This is a genomic window from Paracoccus indicus (assembly GCF_003056335.1).
Taxonomy (GTDB): domain Bacteria; phylum Pseudomonadota; class Alphaproteobacteria; order Rhodobacterales; family Rhodobacteraceae; genus Paracoccus; species Paracoccus indicus.
Genome location: NZ_PYWA01000001.1, coordinates 45121 through 67559, shown reverse-complemented (window position 1 = coordinate 67559; position 22439 = coordinate 45121). Strand labels below are relative to the sequence as shown.

The following is a 22439-nucleotide window of genomic DNA, read 5'->3' as shown; positions in this document are numbered from 1 at the left end:
CAATGGACAGTGGTGTGATGCAGGTGCTTAGCCCTGTGCAGGTGGTGGCGCTTGTGGGCGTCCTTGGCGTGGGTGCGCAATGGGTGGCATGGCGGTTCCGCCTGCCCGCGATCGTGCTGATGCTGGGGATCGGCCTGCTGGTCGGCCCCGTCATGGGACTGTTCCTGCCCGACCGCGACCTTGGCCCCATCTACAAGCCGCTGATCAGCGTCGCCGTCGCCATCATCCTGTTCGAGGGCGGGCTGACACTGGAATACCACCGACTGCGCGATGCCAAGGGGCCGGTGCGGCGTCTTGTCTATCTGGGCGCGCCGCTTGGCTGGCTGCTGTCCACGCTGGTCCTGTGGCTGGCGGTCGGCCTGTCGTGGCAATCGGCGGCGGTCTTCGGCGGCGTCATGGTCGTGACCGGTCCCACCGTCATCGCGCCCATGCTGCGGCAGGCGCGGCTGCGCGCGCGCCCCGCGCAGGTGCTGCAATGGGAGGCCATCATCAACGACCCGCTTGGGGCGCTGATCGCCGTCTTGGTGCTGGAACTGGTCATGGTGCTGGAAACCGGCCTTTCGGCGGGCGAGGCGATCTGGGTCCTGGGATCGGGCATCGGCTTTGCCATCATCGCGGGTCTTGCCTCGGGCAAGGGGATGGAGATCGCCTTCCGCCGCGCATGGGTGCCCGAATACATGAAGGTGCCGGTGCTTTTCGTCACCGTCATCGCGATCTTCGCGGTCTCGGACAGCATCCTGCATGAATCGGGCCTGCTGGCCGTGACCATCATGGGCATGTTCCTGGCGAATGCGAACCTCTCCTCCTATACCGAACTGCACCGCTTCAAGGAACATGCGACGATCCTGCTGGTCTCGGGCGTCTTCGTGCTGATGGCGGCCTCGCTCGATTTCTCGACGCTGACGCAGCTGACGTGGCGGGCGGCGCTGTTCGTCATCCTGACCGTGGCGCTGGTGCGTCCGCTGCAGGTGCTGTTGCCGCTGATCGGCAGCAACCTTCCCATGAAAGAGCGCTGGCTGATCGCGCTGACCGGCCCGCGCGGCGTGGTGATGGTCGCGATCTCGGGGCTGTTCGGCGACCAGCTTGTCGCGGCGGGCATCGAGGATGGCGGCCTGCTTGCGCCCCTCTCGTTCATCATCGTGCTGGCGACCGTCATCATTCACGGGTTCACGCTCGCACCGCTGGCGCGGCGCATGGATCTGTCGGGCGCCGAAAGCCCCGGCCTGCTGATCGTCGGCGGATCGCCCTTTGCGGTCGCCCTGTCACAGGCGCTGGAGAAGGCCGGGGTGAAAACCCTGATCGCCGATACCAACCGCCAGCATCTGACCAAGGCCCGTCACGCGGGGATCACCACCTTCTATGGCGATATCCTGGGTGAGGCTGCCGAGCATCAGGTCGAATTCATCGCCTATCCTTCGGTGCTGACGGCTTCGGACAATGACGCCTACAACACCTTGGTGGCCACCGATCTGGGGCCGGAAATGGGCCGCGACGCCATCTGGCAACTGAGCCGCATCAAGGACAACTCCCGCCACGCGCTGCCCGCGCAGCTGGGCGGCCAGCGCGTCAACGGCAAGCTGACCTTCGAGGACGTGAACCAGCGCCTTGCCGAAGGTTGGAGCTTGCGCAGCACCCGCCTGACCGAGGAATACGACCTGGAGGCATGGGAGGCCGAACGCCCCGGCGCCGAGCCTTTCGTCGTGGTGTCGAAATCCAGCGGGTTGCGCTTCATCGGGCCGGACCAGCCGGTGGGTGCGCAGGCGGGCGATTGGGTTACCGCCTTCCTGCCGCCCGAGCTGTCGGCCGCGCGCGATGCCGCGGCCCAGGCCCTGGCCGAAGAGGCTGGCGACGTGGCCAAGGAGCAGCGCGAAAAGAAGGAAAAGGGCACCTGAGGCTTGCGTCACGGGGCTTTCGGTTGACCTTACCCGATCTGTGGCGTTAACCCGCAGGGATCAATCAGGAAGCTTATGATGAACCTATTCACCGATCTTCGCGGCGTCGTCGTCGAGGCGCTTGACCAGATGGCCGGGGCTGGCGAACTGCCCCAGGGCCTCGATTACGGCAACGTCACGGTCGAACCTCCGCGCGATCCGGCGCATGGCGACATGGCGACCAACGCGGCCATGGTGCTGGCCAAGCCCGCGGGCATGAAGCCGCGCGACATTGCCGAAAAGCTGGCCGCCCGCCTGACCGATCCGCGCATCGCTGCGGCCGAGGTCGCGGGCCCGGGCTTCCTGAACCTGCGCCTGTCGCCCGCCGTCTGGCAGTGCGTCGTCGCCTCGGCCCTGACCAAGGGTGCGGATTTCGGACGCTCGGACATGGGCGCGAACCTGAAGATCAACGTCGAATTCGTCAGCGCCAACCCTACGGGCCCCATGCATGTGGGCCACGTCCGGGGCGCGGTCTTCGGCGATGCGCTGGCGCGGCTGCTGGATTTCTCGGGCCATGACGTGACGCGGGAATATTACATCAACGACGGTGGCGCTCAGGTCGACGTGCTGGCGCGTTCGGCCTTCGAACGCTACCGCGAGGCGAACGGGCTGGAGCCCGAGATCCGCGAGGGTCTCTATCCCGGCGACTACCTGATCCCCGTCGGCGAGGCGCTGAAGGAAAAATACGGCGACAGCCTGCTGGACCGCCCCGAGGACGAATGGCTGCAGGACATCCGCGAATTCGCCACCCAGGCCATGATGGCGATGATCCGCGAGGATCTGGCAGCCCTCGGCGTGCAGATGGACGTCTATTCCAGCGAAAAGGCGCTTTACGGCACCGGCCGGATCGAGGATGCCATCGCGCGGCTGGAAAGCCAGGGCCTGATCTATCGCGGCGTGCTGGAACCCCCCAAGGGCAAGCTGCCCGAGGATTGGGAGGCCCGCGAACAGCTGCTGTTCCGCTCGTCCGCCCATGGCGACGACGTGGATCGCCCGATCCAGAAATCGGACGGGGCCTGGACCTATTTCGCACCCGACATCGCCTATCACTGGGACAAGATCGACCGCGGCTTCGACCAGCTGATCGACGTCTTCGGCGCCGATCACGGCGGTTACGTCAAGCGCATGAACGCCGCCGTGAAGGCCTTGTCGAACGGTCGCGTGCCCTTGGACGTCAAGCTGATCCAGCTGGTGAAGCTCTATAAGAACGGCGAGCCGTTCAAGATGTCCAAGCGCGCCGGCACCTTCGTGACCCTGCGCGACGTGGTCGAGGAAGCGGGCGCAGACGTCACCCGCTTCATCATGCTGACGCGCAAGAACGACGCAGCGCTGGACTTCGATTTCGCCAAGGTGCTGGAACAGTCCAAGGACAACCCGGTCTGGTATGTCCAATACGCCAGTGCACGGGTGAATTCGGTCCTGCGCCGCGCCGCCGAGGCGGGAATCGACGTCAGCGATTCTGCCCTGGCCGCCGCCGATCTGTCGGTTCTGGCCCATCCTGCGGAACTGGAACTGGCCCGCAAGGTCGCCGAATGGCCGCGCCTGGTCGAACACGCCGCCCGCGCGCATGAGCCCCATCGCGTCGCCTTCTTCCTTTATGAGATCGCATCCGACCTGCATTCCCTTTGGAATCGTGGGAATGATGACCATTCCTTGCGCTTCGTGCAGGATGGCGATGCTGCAACCAGCCAAGGAAAAATTGCACTGGTTCGGGCGGTTGGCGTTGTTATTTCATGCGGTCTGGGTATTCTTGGCGTTGCTCCTGCAGAAGAAATGCGCTGACGAACGGTGCCGCTGCGGGACGTGCTAGAGCAGTCACAACGTTAATCCGGAACAACCGGCAGGCAGGCAGACAGACATGGCAGTGATGGATTTCCGCGAAGGCGGCTATGTGTTCTCGCGTCACAAGGTGAAGCGCGAATTCCAGTATGACCAGCAGGGATGGGACGATGCCCAGACCCAGGCCGATCCCCGGCACGGCGCATCCGTGGCGGGCGACGGGCTGCAGGTCCGGCTGGCGCGGCTGACCCATTACGTCGGTGCCGTCGCCTCGGTCGGGCTGATGGTCGGCCTGCTGGCTTGGGGCTGGCAGCTGGTGTCGCGCGACGTCTCGGGCGTGCCGGTCATTCGCGCCGTTCAGGGCGAGGCCCGCACCACCCCGGACGAGCCGGGCGGACAGCTGACCAACCACACCGGTCTGGCCGTGAACACGGTTGCCGGCGGAAATACCGCGACCCCCGCGCAAGAGGTCGCCATCGCGCCCGGCGGGACCGATCTGGCCGATGACGATGTCGCCATGGGCGAATTGGGCGCCACGGCGCGCGAACCCTCGAACACCTCGGAAACGCCGCTGACCTTCGCGGGCGATCCCATCGTTCCGCTTTCAGACAGCGAAGCCGCCGCCAAGGCCGCAGCCGAGGCCGAGCGTGCCTTGGCCGACCAGGCCGTGGCCGAGGCCGCCATCATCGACGCCCCCGCCAGCGAAGGCGCCGTCACCGGTGTCGTGACCGATGAAAACGGCGTCCCGACCCAAGCCGATGCCATCGCCGAGGCGCTGGCTCAGGCACAGGCCGAGGCGAACCCCGGCGTGCTGGTCGCCTCGACCCGTCCCGCCCCGCGTCCCCGTGTGACCCGCGTCGCATCGGCAGCCCCCGCCGCAGCCGTCGCCCAGCAGGCCGAGGCCAAGCCCGCACCTGCCGAAACGCCCGCTGACAAGCCGGCAACCGCCATCGCCAGCTCGGCCAGCGGTCCGGTCGTTCAGGTCGGTGCCTTCGACAGCAGCGCGATTGCCGAAAACCAATGGGCGCGCCTGTCGGGCAAGAATTCCTCGCTGTTCTCGGGCAAGTCGCCCGTGATCCAGCAGCACGACAGCAACGGGCGCAGCTTCTGGCGCTTGCGCGTCGCGGGCTTCGGTTCGCTCAGCGAGGCGCGGCAGTTCTGTTCGGCGCTGAAATCCTCGGGGACCGACTGCCTGGCCCTGGGCGGGTGATCGCGACCGCATGACCCATAATGCCACGATTCTGGGCGGCATCGCCGGGACGTCTCTGACGCCCGACGAGGCCGGTTTTTTCCGCGATGCCGACCCTTGGGGATTTATCCTCTTCGGGCGCAATGTCGATAACCCCGACCAGCTGCGCCGCCTGACCGGCGATCTGCGCGATGCGGTAGGCCGCGATGCCGTCATCACCGTCGATCAGGAAGGCGGTCGCGTGCAGCGTCTGCGTGGCCCGCATTGGATGGATTGGCCCGCGCCGCTGGATCAGGCCAGGGCAGGGGTGCGGGCCATATGGCTGCGCTATCACCTGATCGGGCAGGAATTGCGCGCGGTGGGCATCGACAGCAACTGCGCGCCGACGCTGGATGTGGCGCAGGCCGACACGCATCCCTTCCTGCGCAACCGCTGCTTTGGCACCGATCCGGCGCGCGTGGCGGAACTGGGACGGGCAGCGGCGGACGGAATGCTGGCCGCGGGCGTTCTGCCGGTGGTCAAGCATATGCCCGGCCACGGTCGCGCCATCGCCGACAGCCATCACGACCTGCCGACCGTCACGGCGGCCGAGGCGGATCTGGACAGCCTCGATTTCGCGCCCTTCCGCGATCTGGCCGACCTGCCGATGGGCATGACCGCGCATATCCGCTTTACCGATCTGGATGATGCGCCCGCCACGGCATCGCGCCGGATGATCGGCCTGATCCGCGACCATATCGGCTTCGACGGCTTGCTGATGACCGACGACATCACCATGAACGCGCTGTCGGGGACACAGGCCGAACGTGCCGCGCAATCCATCGCGGCGGGCTGTGATATCGTGCTGCATTGCAATGGTTCGATCGCGGATATGGAGCCTGTGGTGCAGGCCGCGGGCGCGATGACGCCCGATGCCCTGCGCCGTGCCGAGGCCGCATTGGCCCGCCGCCACGCCCCGCAGGACGCCGACATCGAGGCCCTGATGGCCGAATGGCGCGCGCTGACCGGCACGCCTGCTTGACAGGCCGGGGTGCAGGCCGGACCCTGCACCCGCAAACAGGAGGCTTCGTGCCCAAGCAACCCGCAGATGTGCCCTATCTGACCCCTGTTCCCGACGGGCCGGACGCCGTGGCCCAACGTCGCGCGGATGAGGCCTTGATTGTCGATGTGGACGGCTATGAAGGCCCGCTGGACCTGCTGCTGACCATGGCGCGGTCGCAGAAGGTCGACCTGATGACCATCTCGGTCCTTGAACTGGCCGAGCAATATCTGGCCTTCGTCGAAAAGGCCCGCAGACTGCGGATCGAACTGGCGGCGGATTACCTTGTCATGGCCGCCTGGCTGGCCTTTCTGAAATCGCGGCTGCTGCTGCCCCCCGACCCGCAGGATGACGGCCCCTCGGCCGAGGAGATGGCCGATCATCTGGCCTTCCAGCTGGAACGCCTGTCCGCCATGCGTCAGGTGGCGGAGCAGCTGATGGGTCGCGATCGCCTTGGCATCAGCCGCTTTGCCCGGGGTGCGCCCGACAAGGTCGCCCGCACAAGGCGTACGCATTATACCGCCAGCCTGATCGACCTGATGCGCGCCTATGCGCGGCTGAAGACACGCGACGAATTCCGCCCCTATGCCTTCGACCGCAAGGACATCTTCACGATGGAGCAGGCGCTGGACCGGTTGCGCAAGATGATCGGCTTTGCGGGGGAATGGACCGATCTGTCGGTCTTTCTGCCCCAGGGGTGGGAGGCCGACACCCCGCGCAGGCGCAGCGCGACGGCGGCCACCTTCGCGGCCTCGTTGGAGCTTGCGCGCCAGGGCCGGCTGGAGATACGGCAGGCCGAGACCTTCGCCCCCATCAGCTATCGCCAGAGACCCCATGAGCCCTGATTTCCCGCCGCCCCCCATGGATCAGCAGGAACGTATGGTCGAGGCGATCCTCTTCGCGGCGACCGCCCCCGTCACCATGCGCGACCTGATCGCCCGCATGCCGCAAGGCTGCGATCCGGCCGAGGCAGTGGCCGCCCTGCGCCGGACCTATCAGGGGCGGGGGGTCGTGGTCGAACGCTTGGGCGACGGATATGCCTTCCGCACCGCGCCCGATCTGTCCTTCCTGTTGCAGACCGAGACCGTCGATACCCGCCGCCTGTCGCGCGCCGCCATCGAGACGCTGGCCATCATCGCCTATCACCAGCCCGTCACCCGCGCCGAGATCGAGGAGATCCGCGGCGTCGCCGTCAGCCGCGGCACGCTGGACCAGCTGATCGAGATGGAATGGGTCCGCATGGGCCGCCGCCGCATGTCGCCGGGCCGTCCCGCCACCTTCGTCGTCACCGACGGCTTTTTGGACCACTTCGGACTGGAATCCTCGCGCGATCTGCCCGGCCTGTCGGAATTGCGGGCCGCCGGCCTGCTGGATTCGCGTCCGCCCGCCGAAGGGCTCTCCATGCCCCTTGCCCGGGACGGTGGGGATGACGATATTGATCCGGTGGATCCCCCCGAGGATCTGTTCGAGGATGAATGAAGGGGCGCGCCAATGAACATGAACATGCTGATCAACATGTTTACCAAGCTGATCGCACGCAGGGCGATGAACTGGGGCATCAACAAGGGTGTCGATACCCTTTCCCGCAAGGGTAATGCCCAGAATGCGGGCGGCAAGCGACAGCGCCCGAACCAGCAGACCAAGGATATCGCCAAGCGGATGAAGACCCTCGGCCGCATGACGCGCCGCTGAGGCTTTGCTTTCCCCGCGACCCGCGCTAGGGCTGCGGGCATGAGCGACAATCATTTCGATATCTTCCTGGTGGCGACACCGGGACTTGAAGCCCCCTTGGCAGCCGAAGCCGCCGCCTTGGGCTGGCAGCCGGTGATCCAGCCGGGCGGCGTGACCATCCAGGGCGGTTGGAGCGATATCCGCCGCGCCAACCTGATGTTGCGCGGTGCGACCCGCGTGTTGGCGCGCATCGGCGGGTTCCGCGCCATGCATCTGGCGCAGCTGGACAAGCGCGCCCGCAAGTTCCCCTGGGCCGAGATCCTGCGCCCCGATCAGCCCGTGAAGGTCGAGGCCGTCTGCAAGGCCTCGAAGATCTATCACGCGGGTGCGGCGACGCAGCGGATCGAACGCGCCATCACCGAAGAACTGGGCGCCCCCATCGCCGCCGACGCGCCGATGACGATCAAGACCAGGATCGAGGATGATCTGGTCACCTTCAGCATCGATACGACAGGCGAATCGCTGCACAAGCGCGGCCACAAGGTCGCCGTCGCCAAGGCTCCCATGCGCGAGACCATGGCCGCGATGTTCCTGTCCGAGATGGGCTTTGACGGCACGCAATCGGTGCTGGACCCTATGTGCGGGTCGGGCACCTTCCTGCTGGAGGCCGCCGAGATTGCCGCAGGCCTGGCCCCTGGTCGCAGCCGCAGCTTCGCCTTCGAAGGGTTGGCCAACCACGACCCCGATGCATGGGACCGGATGAAGGCGCAAGTCGCCCGCCGCCCCTTCAAAGCCAGTTTCCTGGGGTTCGACCGCGACCCCGGCGCCATCCGGATGAGCCGCGCCAATGCCGAACGCGCCGGCGTCGATGACCTGATCACCTTCGAGGCTTGCCAGATAGCCGATCTGCAGCGCCCCGATTGCGAACCGGGCATCGTCATCCTGAACCCGCCCTATGGCGCGCGGATCGGCAACAAGGGGCCGCTGTTCGGTCTGCACGCCACCATGGGCGAGGTTTTCCGCAGCCGCTTCCAAGGCTGGCGCATTGGCATCGTCACGAGCGAGGCTGGCTTGGCCAAGGCGACGGGTCTGCCCTTCAAGCCCGCAGGGCCCATCGTGGCACATGGCGGGTTGAAGGTCCGCCTGTGGCAGACCGGCCCGCTTTAACGGAACTGCTTGGCCAGCTTAAGGCCCTGACCCTGATAGTTCGACTTGATCCCCTCGCCGTAAAGGCGTTCGGGGCGGGTTGCCATGCGTTCATAGACAAGGCGCCCGACGACTTGCCCGTGTTCCAGCACGAAGGGGGCCTCGTGGCAGCGGACCTCCAGCACGCCGCGCGCGCCGGTGCCCGTGTCGCCGATACCGAAGCCCGGATCGAAGAAGCCTGCGTAGTGCACCCGGAATTCGCCGACCATCGCCAGATAGGGGGCCATCTCGGCGGCGTAATCGGCGGGAATTGCCACCGATTCGCGGCTGACCAGGATATAGAAGGCGCCGGGGTCCAGGATCAGGCGGCCTTCGGTGCTGTGAAGTTCGTCCCAGAACTCGGATGCCGGGTATTCGCCGATGCGGTCCAGGTCGATGACGCCGCTGTGGGGGCGTGCACGATAGCCGACCAGATCGCCCGTCGCGGGGCGCAGATCGACCGAGAAACCCAAGCCCTGATCGATCAGCGGCTGACCGTCGCCCACCAAGGGCTGATCGTCATGCAGGTCGCGCAGCTGGTCGTCGTTCAGCACCGCCTGTCCACGGCGCAGGCGCAGCTGATTCAGCCTCATGCCGGGACGCACGAGGACCGAGAAGCTGCGCGGGCAGATCTCGGCATAGAGGGGGCCGTCATAGCCCTCGGGCAGGCGGTCGAATTCGGTGCCGTCGTCGGTCACCAGCCGCGTCAGCAGATCCAGCCGCCCGGTCGAGGATTTTGCATTCGCCACCGCCGTCAGCCCATGCGGCAGGGCGATGCGTTCCTGCAGCGGCACAAGATAGACGCAGCCGCGTTCCAACACGGCGCCGCCGGTCAGGTCCATCTGGTGCATCTGCAGATCGTCCAGCCGGTCCGCAATACGCTTGCCGCGCCCGGCTAGGAAGCTGGCACGCAGGCGATAGGCCGTCTGCCCAAGCCGTAGGTCAAGCGAGGCGGGCTGAATCTGTTCGGGAATGATCGGGGCATCGGCGCTGATGACGCCGGATGCGATCAGCTGCTGGATCTCACTGTCGGGAAGGACACCGTTCATCCAAGGCTTCTCCTGATCGCAGGGCTAGATAAGGGAAACGCCCACTCTCGGATGAGAATGGGCGTTTTCGGAATGGTCGGGCCGGCGAGATTCGAACTCGCGGCCTTCCGTCCCCCAGACGGACGCGCTAACCAGGCTGCGCCACGGCCCGACGCGCTTCGTATAGTGCGATCCGGCAGGGATGCACAAGGCCCCCAAGGCGGAAATCTTCGCGAAATCGCAACGACCTGTCACGAATTCCGTGTCATGACCCGCGCAAGGCGCATGGCGGCGGGGCGGGCGGCCTGCCAGCGGGCGTCGCGGGGGGCAATATGGCGCAATCTGCGGCCCAGATCGGTCAGGCGGGTCAGCCAGTCGACGGTGACAGGGGGCGACATGGGTTCGCGCAGACGCAGCAGGCGGGATGTTCCAAGCGACCGGACCGCCTGTCCCTTGTCGTCGCTGATCCGCTTGCGGGCCCCGCGAATCGTCAGGCCTTGGTCGCGCAGCAATTCGCAGATGCCGGCCGCCAGCGCGATGTCGGCAGGGCGATAATAGCGTCGCCCGTCACCCCGTTTCATCGGGCGCAGCAGGGTGAACTGCGTTTCCCAATAGCGCAGGACATGGGGCGCCACGCCGACCAGCTTGGCGACCTCGCCGATCGATCGGAATGCCTCTGCGCTTTTCGCCATCTTGTCGGTCAGATCCTATCGCTTGTTGCCCTCGGCCACGCGGTCCTTCATCAGATGCGACGGCCGGAAGGACAAGACCCTGCGCGGCGTGATCGGCACCTCTTCCCCGGTCTTGGGGTTGCGACCGATGCGTTCGTTCTTGTCGCGGACCGAGAAGGTCCCGAAAGACGAGATCTTGACCTGCTCGCCGCGCACCAGCGCGTCCGAGATGTGGTCCAGCACGCTTTCGACCAATTGCGCCGATTCGTGCCGTGACAATCCGACTTCGCGGAATACCGCCTCGGCCAGGTCCATGCGGGTCAGAGTCTTGTAGCCCATGGTCAGTCCTCTTGGATTGGGGGGAAGGATGGGTCTGTTTGCGTCCCCTGTCAACGAGAAGGGCGGGGAAACTGTTCCCCGCCCGATACTTGGCCATGTTTGAACGGGCGTCAGATCACTCGGCGCAGGCCTGGATCTCGGCCAGGTCGGGGCCGTTCGGGGTGCGGCCCAGGTTGAAGGGCGCCGAGGCTTCGCGCCAGCTGCCATAGTCCTGCAGGTAGGACAGCTGGCTGGCATAGACCTTGGCCGAGAGCGGGTTTTCGCAGGCGACCTCGGTGATGGTCTCATTGGCCATCTTCTGGACCTGCTCCAGCGCGGCGTCGTCCAAGCGCGTGATCTCGGTCCCGGCCTCCTGGAACTGGGCATAGGCTTCGGTCGCGCGCTTTTCGGTGAAGGCCAGCGACCACAGAAGCGTGGCGTCGGCCGCGATTTCCAGACGCTCGCGCGTTTCGTCGTCCAGCGCGTCCCATGCGCCCTTGTTGATCATCACGCCGAAGATCGAGGACGACTGGTGCCAGCCCGGCGTCGACCAGTATTTCGTCACCTGCTGGAAGCCGCCCGAGAAATCGACGTTCGGGGTCGAGAATTCGGCCCCGTCGATCACGCCGCGTTCCAGCGACTGATAGATCTCTCCGCCGGCCATGCTGACCTGGTTGCCGCCCAGCTTCTCCAGCAGCTTGCCCTGTTCCAGCCCCGACAGGCGCAGGCGCAGGCCCTGCAGGTCGTCCAGCGTGCGGATCGGCTGGCTGACGGTGCGGAAGCCCGATTCGTTGTTGGTCACGCCATAGGGCAGATAGACCATGCCGAACTTGCCATAGACCTCGTTATAGAGGTCCTTGCCGCCCCATTCCTGGATCCAGTTCACGTAATCGACGGCGTTAAACAGGCTTGCCGTGGTGGCAAGGGGCGAAAAGGCGCTGTCGCGGCCCGCCCAATAGCCCGGCCAATCGCCGCCCGCCTGGATGGTGTTCGATTCGACGGCGCCGAAGACCTCACCCGCCGGAACCAGGCTGCCGCCGTCGAAGAATTCGATGGTCAGCTTGTCGTCGTCGACCAGCTTGTTGGCCAGTTCGACCCAATGCTTGTCCAGCTCGATCAATTCGAGGCTGGAAGGCCAGGTCGTGGTCATCGTCCAGTTTTCGGACAGGGCCGGGGTGGCGACGGTCAGCGCAAGGGCGGCCGTGGTCAGCAGGTGTTTCATGTTATCCTCCTCAGGGTGAAAATTCTCAGCCGTACAGGACGGCAGGCAACCAGGTGACCAGCGCCGGGAACAGGATCATCATCACGCACATCAAGAGGACCAGCCCGATGAAGGGCAGGACGCCCATGATGATGTCGGCGGTCTTGATCTCGGGCGGGGCGATGGCGCGCATGTAAAATAGCGCGTATCCGAAGGGCGGTGACAGGAAGCTGGTCTGAAGCACGACCGCCATCAGGACGACGAACCACAGGGGATCGATTCCCATCTCGCCCACCAGCGGCAGGAAGATCGGGAAGGACAGCAGCACGATGCCCGTCCAGTCCAGAAACATCCCCAGGATGAAGACGACCAACAGCATCACTGCGATCAGCGTATAGGGATCGTCGGCCAGCCCGCGGATCAGGTCCTGGCTGGCGCGAAGGCCGCCGGTGATGTTGAAGACACCTGTGAAGGCCGTTGCACCCACGACGATGAACAGGATCATGGCGCTGGTGCGACCGGTCTCGGTCAGGGCGGAATAGAAGGTCTTCCATTCGAATCGTCCGCGCATGATGACGATCAGCAGCGCCAGGACGGCGCCGATGGCGCTGGCCTCGGTCGCGGTGGCGATGCCAGCCAGCAGCGATCCCAGGATGCCCAGGATCAGGATCAGCGGCGGCACGGCCTCGACGATCAGCATGCGCCACATGGCGCCGCGGCTGATCTTCTCCTCCTCGGTGACCTTAGGGGCCCATTCGGGTTTGATCCAGGCGATGACGGCGACATAGATCGCGTACATCAGCCCCAGCAGCATGCCGGGCACCATGGCGCCCGCGAACAGCTGCCCCACCGACAGGCCCGGCGCATAGGAGGCCATCAGGATCAGCATGATCGAGGGCGGGATCAGGATGCCCAGGCAGCCCGACGCGCCGATCAGCCCCGTGGCAAGCCGCTTGTCGTATCCGTATTGCAGCATCGGGCGAAGGGCCATCATGCCCATCACGGTGATGGACGCGCCGATGATCCCCGTCGTCGCCGCCAGGAGGATCGAGATGAAGACCACCGCAAGCCCCAGCCCGCCGGTGACGCGGGACATCAGGTGGCGCAACGCCTCGAACATGCGGTCTGTGACGCCGCTGTCGGACAGGAAGCGCGCCATCAGGACGAACAGCGGAATGGCGATCAGCACGTAATTGTCCAGCACGTCGCCGAAGATGCGGTTGATGACGATGCCCAGCACCATCGGCTTGCCCGCGATCAGCGCGCCCAGAACGGCGGTGCCACCCAGCACCATCGCCAGCGGATGCCCCATGAACAGGCCCAAGAGCAGCAGGCCCGACATGATCAGACCTATCGTTTCACCCGACATCATGCGGCTCCAGATGTTCGGCCCGGTTCAGGACCAGTTTCAGAACCTCGGCGACGCCTTGGATCAGCAGCAGGACGGCGGCCACGAACATGGCCATCTTCAGCGGATAGACGGGCAGCTGCACCGCGCCATAGGTCAGCTCGCCCTGACGCCACGAGGTGATCGCGAAATCCCAGCTGCGGGTGGCAAAGACCCATGCGAAGGGAAAGAAGAAGATCAGGTAGCCCGCGATTTCGACCAGGCGGCGGGTCAGGCCGGTCAGATGCGAGGTGACCAGATCGACGCGGACATGGGCCTGGTGGCGAAGCGCGTAACCGCCCAGCATCACGAAATAAAATCCGTAAAGCTGCTTGGTCACGTCGAAGGCCCAACGCGTCGGCTGTCCCAGCACATAGCGCATGAAGACGTCATAGATGATCATGGCGGCAAAAATGAGCGCGACGACAGAGACGATCCGTCCAACGATCTCATTGATACCGTCGATCAGACGGATAATCGGCAAATTATGGACCCTCCCCAGAGTCGCGGGTGCGTTTTTCTGCACCTGCACGGGTCAGTGTTTCCAATGCTCACGCAGGTGTCAACTGCATCGCGGCAATTGCAACCGGCAGGGGCAGTCCCCATCTGTGGTTCAACAGGACAGGAGGCAATCATGGCTGGAGGTTGGGCCCACGACGGCGCCGTCAACGAACAGATCGAGATCAGCACCGCCGAGGCGATCGCTCGCGCGCGACAGAACGCGGCGCGACGGGCGGCCCAGGGCGACAGCGCGGAATTCTGCGCCGAATGCGACGAACCCATCCCCGATGCGCGGCGCAAGGCGCTGCCGGGGGTCAAGCTATGCGTGTATTGTCAGGGCGGCCATGACAAATCGCGCCGCGTTGCGGGCGGCATGAACAGGCGTGCCAGCAAAGACGCTTTGCTGAAATGAAAAACGGCCCCGCGAGGGGCCGTTCGTGTCGTCCGGTCGTGTCGTCTACCAGCGCAGGATCACCGAGCCCCAGCTGAGGCCACCGCCGATCGCCTCGGTCACCAGCAGATCGCCCTGCTTGAAGCGCCCCTGCTGATTGGCCACCGACAGCGCCAGAGGGATGGAGGCCGCCGAGGTATTGCCGTGATCGGCCACGGTCAGCACGACCTTCTCCATCGGCAGGCCCATCTTCTGTGCGGTCGAGGTGATGATGCGCAGGTTCGCCTGATGCGGGACCAGCCAATCGACATCCTTGTCGGTCAGCCCAGCCTTGCCCAAGGATGTCGCCGCCGTCTTGGAAAGCTTTTCCACCGCGTGGCGGAAAACCAGGTTGCCCTGCATCCGCAGCTGTCCCGCCGTGCCGGTTGAGGATACGCCGCCATCGACGTAAAGCAGATCGCGATGGGTGCCGTCGCTGTTCAAATCCGCCGCAAGGATGCCGCGGTCGTTGCTGGTGCCGGCGGCGTCCTGCGCCTCCAGCACGACGGCGCCAGCGCCATCGCCGAACAGCACGCAGGTGCTGCGGTCGGTCCAGTCCATGATGCGGGAAAACGTCTCGGCGCCGATGACCAGGATGCGTTCGGCCATGCCGGCGCGGATCATCGCATCGGCATTGGCCAGAGCGAAGACGAACCCCGCGCAGACCGCCTGAACGTCATAGGCGAAGCCGCGCTTGATGCCCAGGCCCGCCTGAACCATCGTCCCGACCGAGGGGAAGGTCAGGTCCGGCGTCGAGGTCGCGACCACGATGCCGTCGATGTCATCCGCGACCAGCCCGGCGTCATCCAGCGCCGCACGGGCGGCACGGATGCCCAGATCGCTGGTGGTCTGGCCTTCGGCGGCGAAATGGCGACGCTCGATCCCGGTGCGGGACCGGATCCATTCGTCGCTGGTGTCCAGCCGTTCCTCGAACCAGCTGTTCTCCACGATGCGTTCGGGCAGATAATGTCCGCTGCCCCGGATGACCGAACGTCGAATCAAGACGATGCTCCTGTCTCGGCCGCGCCGGCCGAGGCTGCTGCGCTCTGGGCGACGCGGGCGGCCAGACGGTCCTGAAAGCCCGACTTGGCCAGAGTGAAGGCCAGCTTGATCGCGGCGGAAACGCCCGTCGCATCGGCAGAGCCGTGCGATTTCACGACGGTGCCATTCAGGCCAAGGAAGATCCCGCCGTTCACGCGGCGCGGATCGATGCGTTTCTGCAGGCGCTTCAGCGAGGTCATCGCCAGCACGGCCGCGAATTTCGACATGACGGAATTCGAGAAGGCATCCTTGAGAAACGCACCGACCAGCTTGGCAGTGCCCTCGCCGGTCTTCAATGCGACATTGCCGGTGAAACCGTCGGTGACGATCACATCCACGCGTGCCGAGGGCAGATCGCCGCCCTCGACGAAGCCGACATAGTCGAAGTTGCCGTCTTGGGCCGCCTGTTCGATCAGTTCATGCGCCTGCTTCAGCTCGGGCCGGCCCTTGTGTTCCTCGGTGCCGACGTTCAGCAGGCCGACCCGCGGGTTGGTCAGCCCCAGGCCGTTGCGGGCATAGGATGTGCCCATCAGCGCGTATTGCAGCAGGTCATGCGCATCGGCGCGGATGTCGGCGCCCACGTCCAGCATGATGTTGAAGCCCTGCGGGTTCAGCGACGGCCAGAGGCAGGCAATGGCCGGACGGTTGACGCCCGGCAGCTTGCGCAGCCGCAGCATCGACAGCGCCATCAGCGCACCGGTGTTGCCGCAGGACACGGCGACCTGCGCCTCGCCCTGCTTGACCGATTCGATGGTCGACCACATCGAGGTGCCAGCGCCCTTGCGGACGATCTGGCTGGGCTTGTCGTCCATCGTGACGACCGATTCCGTGTGGCGGATATCGCAGCGACCCTCCAGCGACTTGCGCCGCGCAATCAAGCCACGCAATTCAGCTTCATCGCCATGGACGATGAAGCGAATTTCGGGATTCTTGTCGGCGCTTTCGGCCATGCCGGCAACCACGACCGATGGGCCGCGGTCGCCGCCCATGGCGTCAACCGATATCACCAAGCCACCCTTGTCATCCAAGGGGCGCGTTGTATCTGCGGTCGCTGCTTCGTCGATCATATGGATCCGGCGCAGGCCCTATCAGGCTGCGTCGTCGTCCAGATCGATCTCGCTGGCCTGCGCGACGACTTCGCGGTCGGCATAATGGCCGCAGGACGGGCAAACGTGATGTGGACGCTTCAGTTCGCCGCAGTTCGTGCATTCGTTCGGGTTGCCCGCAACCAGGGCATCATGCGCGCGGCGCATGTTACGCTTCGAGCGGGTTACGCGATTCTGAGGGACAGCCATGTCACCACCTCGAGTTGTCAGGGTGCGGCGCCGAAACGCAGGAACACCGTGGATTTGAATTCGTAAATGAACCGCGCAGATACGGCATCACGGCCGCGCCCGCAAGCCCTCGTGGGGGTGCCATGGGGCGAATTGCGCAGGGTCACGCGGCAAATAACGTGATATCGGCGGTCGGGCAGGGGATCGGCGGCATTTTCCGGGGGCGCTGTGGCCCCCGTGCCACGCCCGCATCACGCCGCCGAGCCCGGGCGGTGTCAGGATTCGCCGCCGTCCTTCTTCAGCAGCCGGTCCAGCCCCGCGAAGGGGCGGCGGGTGTCGGGGGTCGGTTCTGCCGCCACATCGGGGGCCACCTGGTCCAGGCGTGCACCCTCGGCCCGGGGATATTCGGGCAGGGCAAGGCTCAGGGCCTCGACCATGATGGCGGTCAGATCGATGAAGTTGCCAAGCGGTTCCAGCGTCTCGTCCAGCATCTCGACCTCTTCGGCCTCGACGTCGGGCATATGCGGGGTAAAGCGGATGCGGACATCATCCGAGATGTCGCTGCGCACCGGCTTCAGCGTGACCACGCAGGGCTGGGTCACGCGGGCCTGCAGCTTGCCGGTCAGCAACCAGCCATCGCGGCCCTCGGCGGTGACCTTTCCTTGGAAGTCCAGCCGCGACAGCCCGTCCAGTCCAAGTTCGTTGGCGATGTCGGCGCGCGGCTGGTCGCCGGGGCGCAGATGGAAGGTGGTCGCCGTGTTCGGGTTCAGATGCGCGACGCGCAGGCGTTGCGGATGCGATTCGGGGGCTGTCATGGGGGCCTCGGGGGTTCTTGTGCGGATGTGGAGGACAGGCTGCGCGATGCACCGGCTTGCCCCGCCGATTGATATTCTTGAGCAGGGTGCCCGAGTTTGCTAGGCAGGGCGGGCCGCGTCAACCGCCCCAAGGAGGGAACCTGCCCATGACCGCCATCAGAAGCCTGATGACACTGGCGTTTCTTGCCGTCCTCGGGCTTGCCGCCTGCGCTCCGGTCTATCGCAACCACGGATATGTGCCCCCCGAACTGGATCTGGCGCAGGTCGTCGTGGGGCAGACCACGATGGACGAACTGCCCGGGTTGATCGGTCGCCCCTCGGCGCAGGGTCTTCTGACGGGTTCGGGCTGGTATTACGTCGGATCGCGCTGGCGCCGTTACGGCGCCGCCCCCGCCCGCGAGGTCGAGCGTCAGGTCGTCGCCGTTTCCTTCACCGAGGGCGGCGTCGTCAGCAATGTCGAACGCTTCGGGCTGGAACGCGGCCGTGTCGTCACCCTGTCGCGCCGCGTGACCGAGGGCAGCATCACCGAGGTGTCGCTGATCGGCCAGCTGCTGGGCAACCTGGGCAACTTCCAGGCGGCGGATTTCGTCGACTGACGATCGGGCGGGTGGCGCGCCGTTCAGATGGCGCGCACCATGCTGTCTGCCAATCGGTTCAGGCTGATTCGATATCCGTTGTCCGCCGAGGGCTGATCAGGGTCCGACGTCATGGCGATCGCCACGGCGGGACGCGTCAGCGTCGCGGGCATGACGTAGAGCATCTGGCCGCCGTATCCCCAGGCACAACGCGCGGGCCTGCTGCCGATGCGGGTCAGGAACCAGCCGTATCCATAGCCTTGCCCGGTAAAGACCGAGGTCGTCCGGCGCTGCCAGCTGTCGTGCAGCCAAGATGCCGGAATGACCTGCCGCCCCGCCGCCTTGCCCTGCCGCGCGCAGCACGCGCCGAAGGCCAGCAGCGACCGCGTGGTCATCGCCATCTGGTTTCCGCCCATGTAGATGCCTTGCGGATCGCGGTCCCACCCGGTGATGCGGAACCCCGGTATCTGTCCCAGCCAGTCGCGTGCCACCTCCAGCAATGGGCGGCCCGTCACGCGGGTCAGGATCGCCGCCACCAGATGCGTCGAGGCGGTCGAATATTGCATGCGCCCGCCCGGATCCTGCGTGAAGGGTGCGGCCAGTGCGGCACGGACCCAATTGCTGCTGCCGACCCACCGCCCATAGTTCGGCCCCGACTGGCGTTCCAGCCCCGCCTGCATGGACAGCAGCTGGCCGATGGTCACCTCGGCCAGGCGCGGATCGGGGTCGGCGGGCAGGTCGGATCGCAGCAAGGGCGCGATCTTCTGGTCCGGCCCCTCCAGCAGGCCTTTGCCGATGGCGATGCCGGCCATTGCCGAGATGATGGATTTCGAGGCCGACTTGATGTTCGTGGCCTCATCGGGGGTGAAGCCGTGATAGCCTTGGGCCGCGACCTCATGGCCGCCGTCGTCGTCGTCGCACCAGATGGCGACATTGCGCAGGGCCTGCAGTTCTTCGGCCTGATCCAGAATGGGGCCAAGCCCGGCGCGGGCCAGATTCGGTGCGGCCAAGGCGGGCGCCAGTGCGGCGGTCAGGATAAGGGTGCGTCGATTCATCCAAGGAATATGGTCGGATTTTTGCACGCGACGCAATCATGCAATATCCTTGCGGGACTTGTTCCGCCCCCGCCCCGCGATTAGGGCAGGGAAAACCCCAAGCCGAGGGCCTTTGCGATGACCGCTCTGGATGATCTTGCGACCGTTCCCTTCCACGATGCCGATGCCCCGCAGCGGGCCCGCATGCTCTCGCGGCTGGCCGATACCGAGGTTTCGGTTGCCCTGATGCGCGAGCCTTTGCGCGACCAGGTCGAGCTGAAGCTGTTCGAGTTGGAGGGCGCGCGCATGGCCATCGCCTGCGACGGCGAGGATCGGCTGGCGGATTTCTTCGGGCAGGCGGTGGCCTATGCCGCGATGCCGGGGCGGGTGCTGGCGGCCCTGCTGAAGGCCGACGGGGCGGGGCTGCTGGTCAACCCGGGCCATCCCTCGCAGATGATGCTGGATGCGGCGACGCTGGACTGGCTGACCGGCGCGCTGGAAAGCGCCCCGCAAGAGGATGAGGCCCGCCTGCGTCTTGTCACACCCGATGCCGCAACGGTCGAAGCGCTGTCCGGCCCGCTTGGCGACCGGCTGGCGGACATGCGCGGGTTGATCGCGGGGGCGGCGCTGGTGGGTGTCGCGGGGCAGGACGGGCAGGTGACCTCGCACCTGCTGCTGATCTCGGGGGCGCCGGCGGACCGCCAGGCCGCCATCGCCAAGGCCCTGTCCGAGGCACTGGCCTTTCTGCCCCCGCAACCGGGCGGCGTGGACATCAGCTTTGCCGAGGCCGTCGCACCCAGGGGCGCGCTGATTTTCGATCTGACCCCACCCGAACCGGTCGTGGCCCCGCCCAAGCCCAAGGGACCGCCGATCCTGCGCTAGGCCGCCTGCTGTCCAGTTGCACCGCGCCGCGCAACCTGCGACAACCTGCGCATGCAGATCCAACACAAAGCCCTGTTCGTCCATCTTTTGACCGCCACGGGCGCGGTCCTGTCCATGCTGTCCATGCTGGCGGCCGCCAATGGCGAATGGGCGCTGATGTTCCTGTGGCTTGTCGTAGCCTTCGTGGTCGACGGCATCGATGGCCCGCTTGCGCGTCGCTATGACGTCAAGACGAACTTCCCCGCCTATGACGGGGTGCTGATGGATCTGATCATCGATTATCTGACCTATGTCTTCATCCCGGCCTTCGCGCTGTTCCAGTCGGGGCTGCTGTCGGGCTGGACGGGCTGGTTCGCCATCATCGTCATCGTCTTCGGCAGCGTCGTCTATTTCGCGGATACGCGGATGAAGACCAAGGACAATTCCTTCGCGGGCTTTCCGGGCTGCTGGAACATGGTCGTGTTGGTGCTGTTTGCCACGCAGCCGCATTGGACCGTGATCCTGGCCATCGTGACCGCGCTGAGCATCGCAATGTTCACGAACATCAAGTTCATCCACCCTGTCAGGACCGAGCGTTGGCGCCCCGTGTCGCTGACCATTGCCATTCTGTGGGTGCTGTTCGCGGGGCGTGCGGCATGGGTCGATTTCCATCCGTCAAGCTGGGCGATCTGGGGTCTGGTGCTGACGTCCGTCTGGCTGTTGCTGGCGGGTGCCGTCCAACAGCTGGTCCCGCAGAAACGGCAGGACAAGCGTCAGGCCTGAGGGTCTCAGGCCTGCGCGGGTTGCATGCGGTTGCGGTTGCGTTCTGCCAAGCGCTTGCGCAGGCGGCGCAGCGTGGAGAAGGCGGCGTTCAGGGCGCCGATCTCGTGCGGCAGCAGCATGAAGCGGCGGCCTTGCGGGCTTTTCTGCGCGATCAGGCGCTGGCCCTGTGCCGAGTTGTAGATTCCGAACTGTCCAAGCATGGGGCGTTCCTTTCCTTTCAGGTTCACCCCTAATGTTGGCGCTATCGGCGGTGGGGACAAGCCGGATAACGGACAGGTCCGCCTTGCACCCACCGCATGGCGGCACGCAGGGGGATCACCCCATGCGGTCGGTCGATTTCAGATCGAACAGGCCATAGCCGGCGACCACCAGGAAGCACAGGCCCGGCACCACATAGGACACTGCCGCACCATAGGCGTCCATCACCCCGCCATGCACCAGCGGCATCACGGCACCGCCGAGGATGGCCATGACCAGACCCGCAGAGCCGAACTTGGTGTCGGTGCCAAGCCCGTGCAGGGCAAGGCCGTAGATGGTGGGGAACATCAGCGACAGGCAGGCCGACAGCGCGACCACGGCCCAGACACCCAGGATGCCCGGTCCGCTGGCGGCAAAGAAGCACAGCGCCGTGCCCGCAAGCGCCATCACCATCAGTAGCAGCGCCGGACGCACCACGCCCATCAGCCCGACCATCACGAAGCGCGAGATCAGGAAGACGATCAGGCTGGCTTGCAGGTACCATCCGGCCTGAGCCTCGGTGTTCTGCAGGGTCTCCATCACGTATTGGATGGTGAAGGTCCATGCGCATGTCTGCGCGGCGACGTTGAAGAACTGGGCCGCGACGCCGAAGACGTAATGGCGGTTCGACAGCAGGCGGCGCAGGGTGGCGCCGAAATGCACCGGCGTCTCGTTCTCGACGACCTGCTCATAGCGGGTGGGCATGCGTTTCAGCGCGATGGCGATCCAGATGGCCAGCAGCACGAAGGCGAAGCCGACATAGGGGACCATGACGGCCTGCAGTTCGGCCTGCTGGACGGCGCGCAGGGCCTCGGGGGCCATCGAGGCGCGATCCTCGGCCGAAGCGGTGTTCAGTTGCGGCAGGATCAGCGTCGCAGCCAGGAAGACGCCGATGTTGGTGCCGACCGGGTTGAAGGCCTGCGCGAAGTTCAGGCGGCGCGTGGCATTGGCCTCGGGGCCCATGGCCATGACGAAAGGGTTGGCCGAGGTTTCAAGGATCGACAGGCCACCCGCCAGCAGGAACAGCGCCAGCAGGAAGAAGCCGAAGGTCATCGCATGGGCGGCCGGATAGAACATGAAGGCGCCCAGGATCGCGCAGCCCAGTCCCGTCAGGATGCCCGTACGATACGAGAACCGGCGGTTGATGAAGGCTGCGGGCAGGGCCAGCAGGAAATACGCCCCGTAATAGGCGAACTGCACGAAGGACGCCTGCAGCGTCGACATCGAGAAGACGCGCGAAAAGACCTGCACCAGGGGGTCGGTCATGTTCGCGGCGATGCCCCATGCTGCAAAGCACGTGACCAAAAGGGCGAACGGCAGGCGCATCCCCTGATAAACGAAACTGGGTTTGGTCAACGTCCCGATCCTCTCTCTCGCGTGCAACCAGGTCGCGTCCTTGCCACATATTCGCGGAAGGGGCCACTGGCGATCGCAACGAAAAGGGCGGGCGCAAACCGCGCCCGCCCCAAGGTTGTGCGTCCGATGGACG

Annotated in this window: 25 protein-coding genes and 1 tRNA gene; 12 read left to right on the top strand and 14 right to left on the bottom strand. The window is 65.7% G+C overall.

Going from position 1 to position 22439, the window contains the following annotated elements:
- Window positions 1–17 precede the first annotated feature (17 nt).
- From DDE75_RS00355 to DDE75_RS00320, 8 genes are all read left to right on the top strand, one after another.
- Window positions 18–1892: a cation:proton antiporter gene (locus DDE75_RS00355; RefSeq protein WP_245894568.1), complete on the top strand. Its 1875-nt coding sequence runs from the start codon at window positions 18–20 to the stop codon at window positions 1890–1892.
- A 78-nt stretch (window positions 1893–1970) separates the two neighbouring features.
- Window positions 1971–3713, top strand: a complete 1743-nt coding sequence (argS, locus tag DDE75_RS00350; RefSeq protein ID WP_108500855.1) for an arginine--tRNA ligase — start codon at window positions 1971–1973, stop codon at window positions 3711–3713.
- A 76-nt stretch (window positions 3714–3789) separates the two neighbouring features.
- Window positions 3790–4920 carry an SPOR domain-containing protein gene (locus DDE75_RS00345; protein WP_108500414.1) on the top strand — a complete coding sequence of 377 codons (1131 nt, stop codon included), beginning with the start codon at window positions 3790–3792 and terminating at the stop codon, window positions 4918–4920.
- Between the two features lie 10 nt (window positions 4921–4930).
- The gene (locus tag DDE75_RS00340; protein WP_108500413.1) at window positions 4931–5920 is read left to right on the top strand and encodes a glycoside hydrolase family 3 N-terminal domain-containing protein; all 990 of its coding nucleotides are present in this window, start codon (window positions 4931–4933) and stop codon (window positions 5918–5920) included.
- Between the two features lie 47 nt (window positions 5921–5967).
- The gene (locus DDE75_RS00335) at window positions 5968–6783 is read left to right on the top strand and encodes a segregation and condensation protein A (protein WP_245894567.1); all 816 of its coding nucleotides are present in this window, start codon (window positions 5968–5970) and stop codon (window positions 6781–6783) included.
- Window positions 6773–7417 carry an SMC-Scp complex subunit ScpB gene (scpB, locus tag DDE75_RS00330; protein ID WP_108500411.1) on the top strand — a complete coding sequence of 215 codons (645 nt, stop codon included), beginning with the start codon at window positions 6773–6775 and terminating at the stop codon, window positions 7415–7417. The genes DDE75_RS00335 and scpB overlap by 11 nt, the downstream gene beginning before the upstream one ends.
- A gap of 12 nt (window positions 7418–7429) precedes the next feature.
- Window positions 7430–7630 carry a hypothetical protein gene (locus DDE75_RS00325; RefSeq protein ID WP_108500410.1) on the top strand — a complete coding sequence of 67 codons (201 nt, stop codon included), beginning with the start codon at window positions 7430–7432 and terminating at the stop codon, window positions 7628–7630.
- 39 nt (window positions 7631–7669) lie between these two features.
- Window positions 7670–8776: a THUMP domain-containing class I SAM-dependent RNA methyltransferase gene (locus DDE75_RS00320; RefSeq protein ID WP_108500409.1), complete on the top strand. Its 1107-nt coding sequence runs from the start codon at window positions 7670–7672 to the stop codon at window positions 8774–8776.
- Here the strand turns inward: DDE75_RS00320 and DDE75_RS00315 are convergent.
- From DDE75_RS00315 to DDE75_RS00285, 7 genes are all read right to left on the bottom strand, one after another.
- On the bottom strand, window positions 8773–9843 hold the full coding sequence (locus DDE75_RS00315) for a 2'-deoxycytidine 5'-triphosphate deaminase (RefSeq protein WP_108500408.1): 1071 nt from the start codon (window positions 9841–9843) through the stop codon (window positions 8773–8775). The genes DDE75_RS00320 and DDE75_RS00315 overlap by 4 nt on opposite strands.
- Window positions 9844–9916: 73 nt before the next feature.
- Window positions 9917–9994: transfer RNA gene (locus DDE75_RS00310), tRNA-Pro, on the bottom strand.
- 79 nt (window positions 9995–10073) lie between these two features.
- The gene (locus DDE75_RS00305) at window positions 10074–10514 is read right to left on the bottom strand and encodes a MerR family transcriptional regulator (protein ID WP_108500407.1); all 441 of its coding nucleotides are present in this window, start codon (window positions 10512–10514) and stop codon (window positions 10074–10076) included.
- Between the two features lie 15 nt (window positions 10515–10529).
- The gene (gene ihfA, locus DDE75_RS00300) at window positions 10530–10832 is read right to left on the bottom strand and encodes an integration host factor subunit alpha (RefSeq protein WP_108500406.1); all 303 of its coding nucleotides are present in this window, start codon (window positions 10830–10832) and stop codon (window positions 10530–10532) included.
- A 115-nt stretch (window positions 10833–10947) separates the two neighbouring features.
- On the bottom strand, window positions 10948–12033 hold the full coding sequence (gene dctP / locus DDE75_RS00295) for a TRAP transporter substrate-binding protein DctP (protein ID WP_108500405.1): 1086 nt from the start codon (window positions 12031–12033) through the stop codon (window positions 10948–10950).
- A gap of 25 nt (window positions 12034–12058) precedes the next feature.
- Window positions 12059–13381 (bottom strand): TRAP transporter large permease, encoded by a 1323-nt coding sequence (locus DDE75_RS00290; protein WP_170310905.1) that lies wholly within the window; start codon window positions 13379–13381, stop codon window positions 12059–12061.
- Window positions 13371–13883 carry a TRAP transporter small permease subunit gene (locus DDE75_RS00285; protein ID WP_245894566.1) on the bottom strand — a complete coding sequence of 171 codons (513 nt, stop codon included), beginning with the start codon at window positions 13881–13883 and terminating at the stop codon, window positions 13371–13373. The genes DDE75_RS00290 and DDE75_RS00285 overlap by 11 nt, the downstream gene beginning before the upstream one ends.
- Window positions 13884–14033: 150 nt before the next feature.
- On the opposite strand from DDE75_RS00285, the gene DDE75_RS00280 reads away from it, so the two are divergent.
- Window positions 14034–14312, top strand: a complete 279-nt coding sequence (locus DDE75_RS00280) for a DksA/TraR family C4-type zinc finger protein (RefSeq protein WP_108500403.1) — start codon at window positions 14034–14036, stop codon at window positions 14310–14312.
- A 45-nt stretch (window positions 14313–14357) separates the two neighbouring features.
- Here the strand turns inward: DDE75_RS00280 and DDE75_RS00275 are convergent, their stop codons facing one another.
- The 4 genes from DDE75_RS00275 to DDE75_RS00260 form a co-directional block, all read right to left on the bottom strand.
- A complete protein-coding gene (locus tag DDE75_RS00275; protein ID WP_108500853.1) occupies window positions 14358–15329 on the bottom strand; it encodes a beta-ketoacyl-ACP synthase III in 972 nt (323 codons plus the stop codon).
- Window positions 15329–16438 carry a phosphate acyltransferase PlsX gene (gene plsX, locus DDE75_RS00270; protein ID WP_108500402.1) on the bottom strand — a complete coding sequence of 370 codons (1110 nt, stop codon included), beginning with the start codon at window positions 16436–16438 and terminating at the stop codon, window positions 15329–15331. The genes DDE75_RS00275 and plsX overlap by 1 nt, the downstream gene beginning before the upstream one ends.
- A 21-nt stretch (window positions 16439–16459) precedes the next feature.
- Entirely contained in the window at window positions 16460–16666 is a 207-nt protein-coding gene (gene rpmF, locus DDE75_RS00265; RefSeq protein ID WP_108500401.1) for a 50S ribosomal protein L32, read from the bottom strand.
- A gap of 254 nt (window positions 16667–16920) precedes the next feature.
- A complete protein-coding gene (locus DDE75_RS00260; protein WP_108500400.1) occupies window positions 16921–17460 on the bottom strand; it encodes a YceD family protein in 540 nt (179 codons plus the stop codon).
- 146 nt (window positions 17461–17606) lie between these two features.
- Here DDE75_RS00260 and DDE75_RS00255 point away from each other — a divergent pair, with 146 nt between their 5' ends.
- The gene (locus tag DDE75_RS00255) at window positions 17607–18056 is read left to right on the top strand and encodes an outer membrane protein assembly factor BamE (RefSeq protein ID WP_108500399.1); all 450 of its coding nucleotides are present in this window, start codon (window positions 17607–17609) and stop codon (window positions 18054–18056) included.
- Window positions 18057–18079: 23 nt separating this feature from the next.
- On the opposite strand, the gene DDE75_RS00250 is transcribed toward DDE75_RS00255, so the two are convergent.
- Complete coding sequence (locus DDE75_RS00250) at window positions 18080–19090, bottom strand: serine hydrolase domain-containing protein (RefSeq protein WP_108500398.1); 1011 nt, start codon at window positions 19088–19090, stop codon at window positions 18080–18082.
- A gap of 117 nt (window positions 19091–19207) precedes the next feature.
- Here DDE75_RS00250 and DDE75_RS00245 point away from each other — a divergent pair, with 117 nt between their 5' ends.
- Together DDE75_RS00245 and DDE75_RS00240 are read left to right on the top strand one after the other, a co-directional pair.
- The gene (locus DDE75_RS00245) at window positions 19208–19951 is read left to right on the top strand and encodes an SseB family protein (RefSeq protein WP_108500397.1); all 744 of its coding nucleotides are present in this window, start codon (window positions 19208–19210) and stop codon (window positions 19949–19951) included.
- 51 nt (window positions 19952–20002) lie between these two features.
- Window positions 20003–20713 carry a CDP-alcohol phosphatidyltransferase family protein gene (locus DDE75_RS00240; RefSeq protein WP_108500396.1) on the top strand — a complete coding sequence of 237 codons (711 nt, stop codon included), beginning with the start codon at window positions 20003–20005 and terminating at the stop codon, window positions 20711–20713.
- A gap of 5 nt (window positions 20714–20718) precedes the next feature.
- Here the strand turns inward: DDE75_RS00240 and DDE75_RS00235 are convergent, their stop codons facing one another.
- Together DDE75_RS00235 and fucP are read right to left on the bottom strand one after the other, a co-directional pair.
- A complete protein-coding gene (locus tag DDE75_RS00235; protein ID WP_162798843.1) occupies window positions 20719–20913 on the bottom strand; it encodes a hypothetical protein in 195 nt (64 codons plus the stop codon).
- 115 nt (window positions 20914–21028) lie between these two features.
- Entirely contained in the window at window positions 21029–22276 is a 1248-nt protein-coding gene (gene fucP, locus DDE75_RS00230; protein WP_108500394.1) for an L-fucose:H+ symporter permease, read from the bottom strand.
- Window positions 22277–22439: the final 163 nt, after the last annotated feature.

Coding starts and splice junctions, on each gene's coding strand:
- DDE75_RS00355 (WP_245894568.1), top strand. CDS start 18: ATGCAGGTGCTTAGCCCTGTGCAGGTGGTGGCGCTTGTGGGCGTCCTT.
- argS (WP_108500855.1), top strand. CDS start 1,971: ATGAACCTATTCACCGATCTTCGCGGCGTCGTCGTCGAGGCGCTTGAC.
- DDE75_RS00345 (WP_108500414.1), top strand. CDS start 3,790: ATGGCAGTGATGGATTTCCGCGAAGGCGGCTATGTGTTCTCGCGTCAC.
- DDE75_RS00340 (WP_108500413.1), top strand. CDS start 4,931: ATGACCCATAATGCCACGATTCTGGGCGGCATCGCCGGGACGTCTCTG.
- scpB (WP_108500411.1), top strand. CDS start 6,773: ATGAGCCCTGATTTCCCGCCGCCCCCCATGGATCAGCAGGAACGTATG.
- DDE75_RS00325 (WP_108500410.1), top strand. CDS start 7,430: ATGAACATGAACATGCTGATCAACATGTTTACCAAGCTGATCGCACGC.
- DDE75_RS00320 (WP_108500409.1), top strand. CDS start 7,670: ATGAGCGACAATCATTTCGATATCTTCCTGGTGGCGACACCGGGACTT.
- DDE75_RS00315 (WP_108500408.1), bottom strand. CDS start 9,843: ATGAACGGTGTCCTTCCCGACAGTGAGATCCAGCAGCTGATCGCATCC.
- DDE75_RS00305 (WP_108500407.1), bottom strand. CDS start 10,514: ATGGCGAAAAGCGCAGAGGCATTCCGATCGATCGGCGAGGTCGCCAAG.
- ihfA (WP_108500406.1), bottom strand. CDS start 10,832: ATGGGCTACAAGACTCTGACCCGCATGGACCTGGCCGAGGCGGTATTC.
- dctP (WP_108500405.1), bottom strand. CDS start 12,033: ATGAAACACCTGCTGACCACGGCCGCCCTTGCGCTGACCGTCGCCACC.
- DDE75_RS00290 (WP_170310905.1), bottom strand. CDS start 13,381: ATGTCGGGTGAAACGATAGGTCTGATCATGTCGGGCCTGCTGCTCTTG.
- DDE75_RS00280 (WP_108500403.1), top strand. CDS start 14,034: ATGGCTGGAGGTTGGGCCCACGACGGCGCCGTCAACGAACAGATCGAG.
- plsX (WP_108500402.1), bottom strand. CDS start 16,438: ATGATCGACGAAGCAGCGACCGCAGATACAACGCGCCCCTTGGATGAC.
- rpmF (WP_108500401.1), bottom strand. CDS start 16,666: ATGGCTGTCCCTCAGAATCGCGTAACCCGCTCGAAGCGTAACATGCGC.
- DDE75_RS00260 (WP_108500400.1), bottom strand. CDS start 17,460: ATGACAGCCCCCGAATCGCATCCGCAACGCCTGCGCGTCGCGCATCTG.
- DDE75_RS00255 (WP_108500399.1), top strand. CDS start 17,607: ATGACCGCCATCAGAAGCCTGATGACACTGGCGTTTCTTGCCGTCCTC.
- DDE75_RS00250 (WP_108500398.1), bottom strand. CDS start 19,090: ATGAATCGACGCACCCTTATCCTGACCGCCGCACTGGCGCCCGCCTTG.
- DDE75_RS00245 (WP_108500397.1), top strand. CDS start 19,208: ATGACCGCTCTGGATGATCTTGCGACCGTTCCCTTCCACGATGCCGAT.
- DDE75_RS00240 (WP_108500396.1), top strand. CDS start 20,003: ATGCAGATCCAACACAAAGCCCTGTTCGTCCATCTTTTGACCGCCACG.
- DDE75_RS00235 (WP_162798843.1), bottom strand. CDS start 20,913: ATGCTTGGACAGTTCGGAATCTACAACTCGGCACAGGGCCAGCGCCTG.
- fucP (WP_108500394.1), bottom strand. CDS start 22,276: ATGCGCCTGCCGTTCGCCCTTTTGGTCACGTGCTTTGCAGCATGGGGC.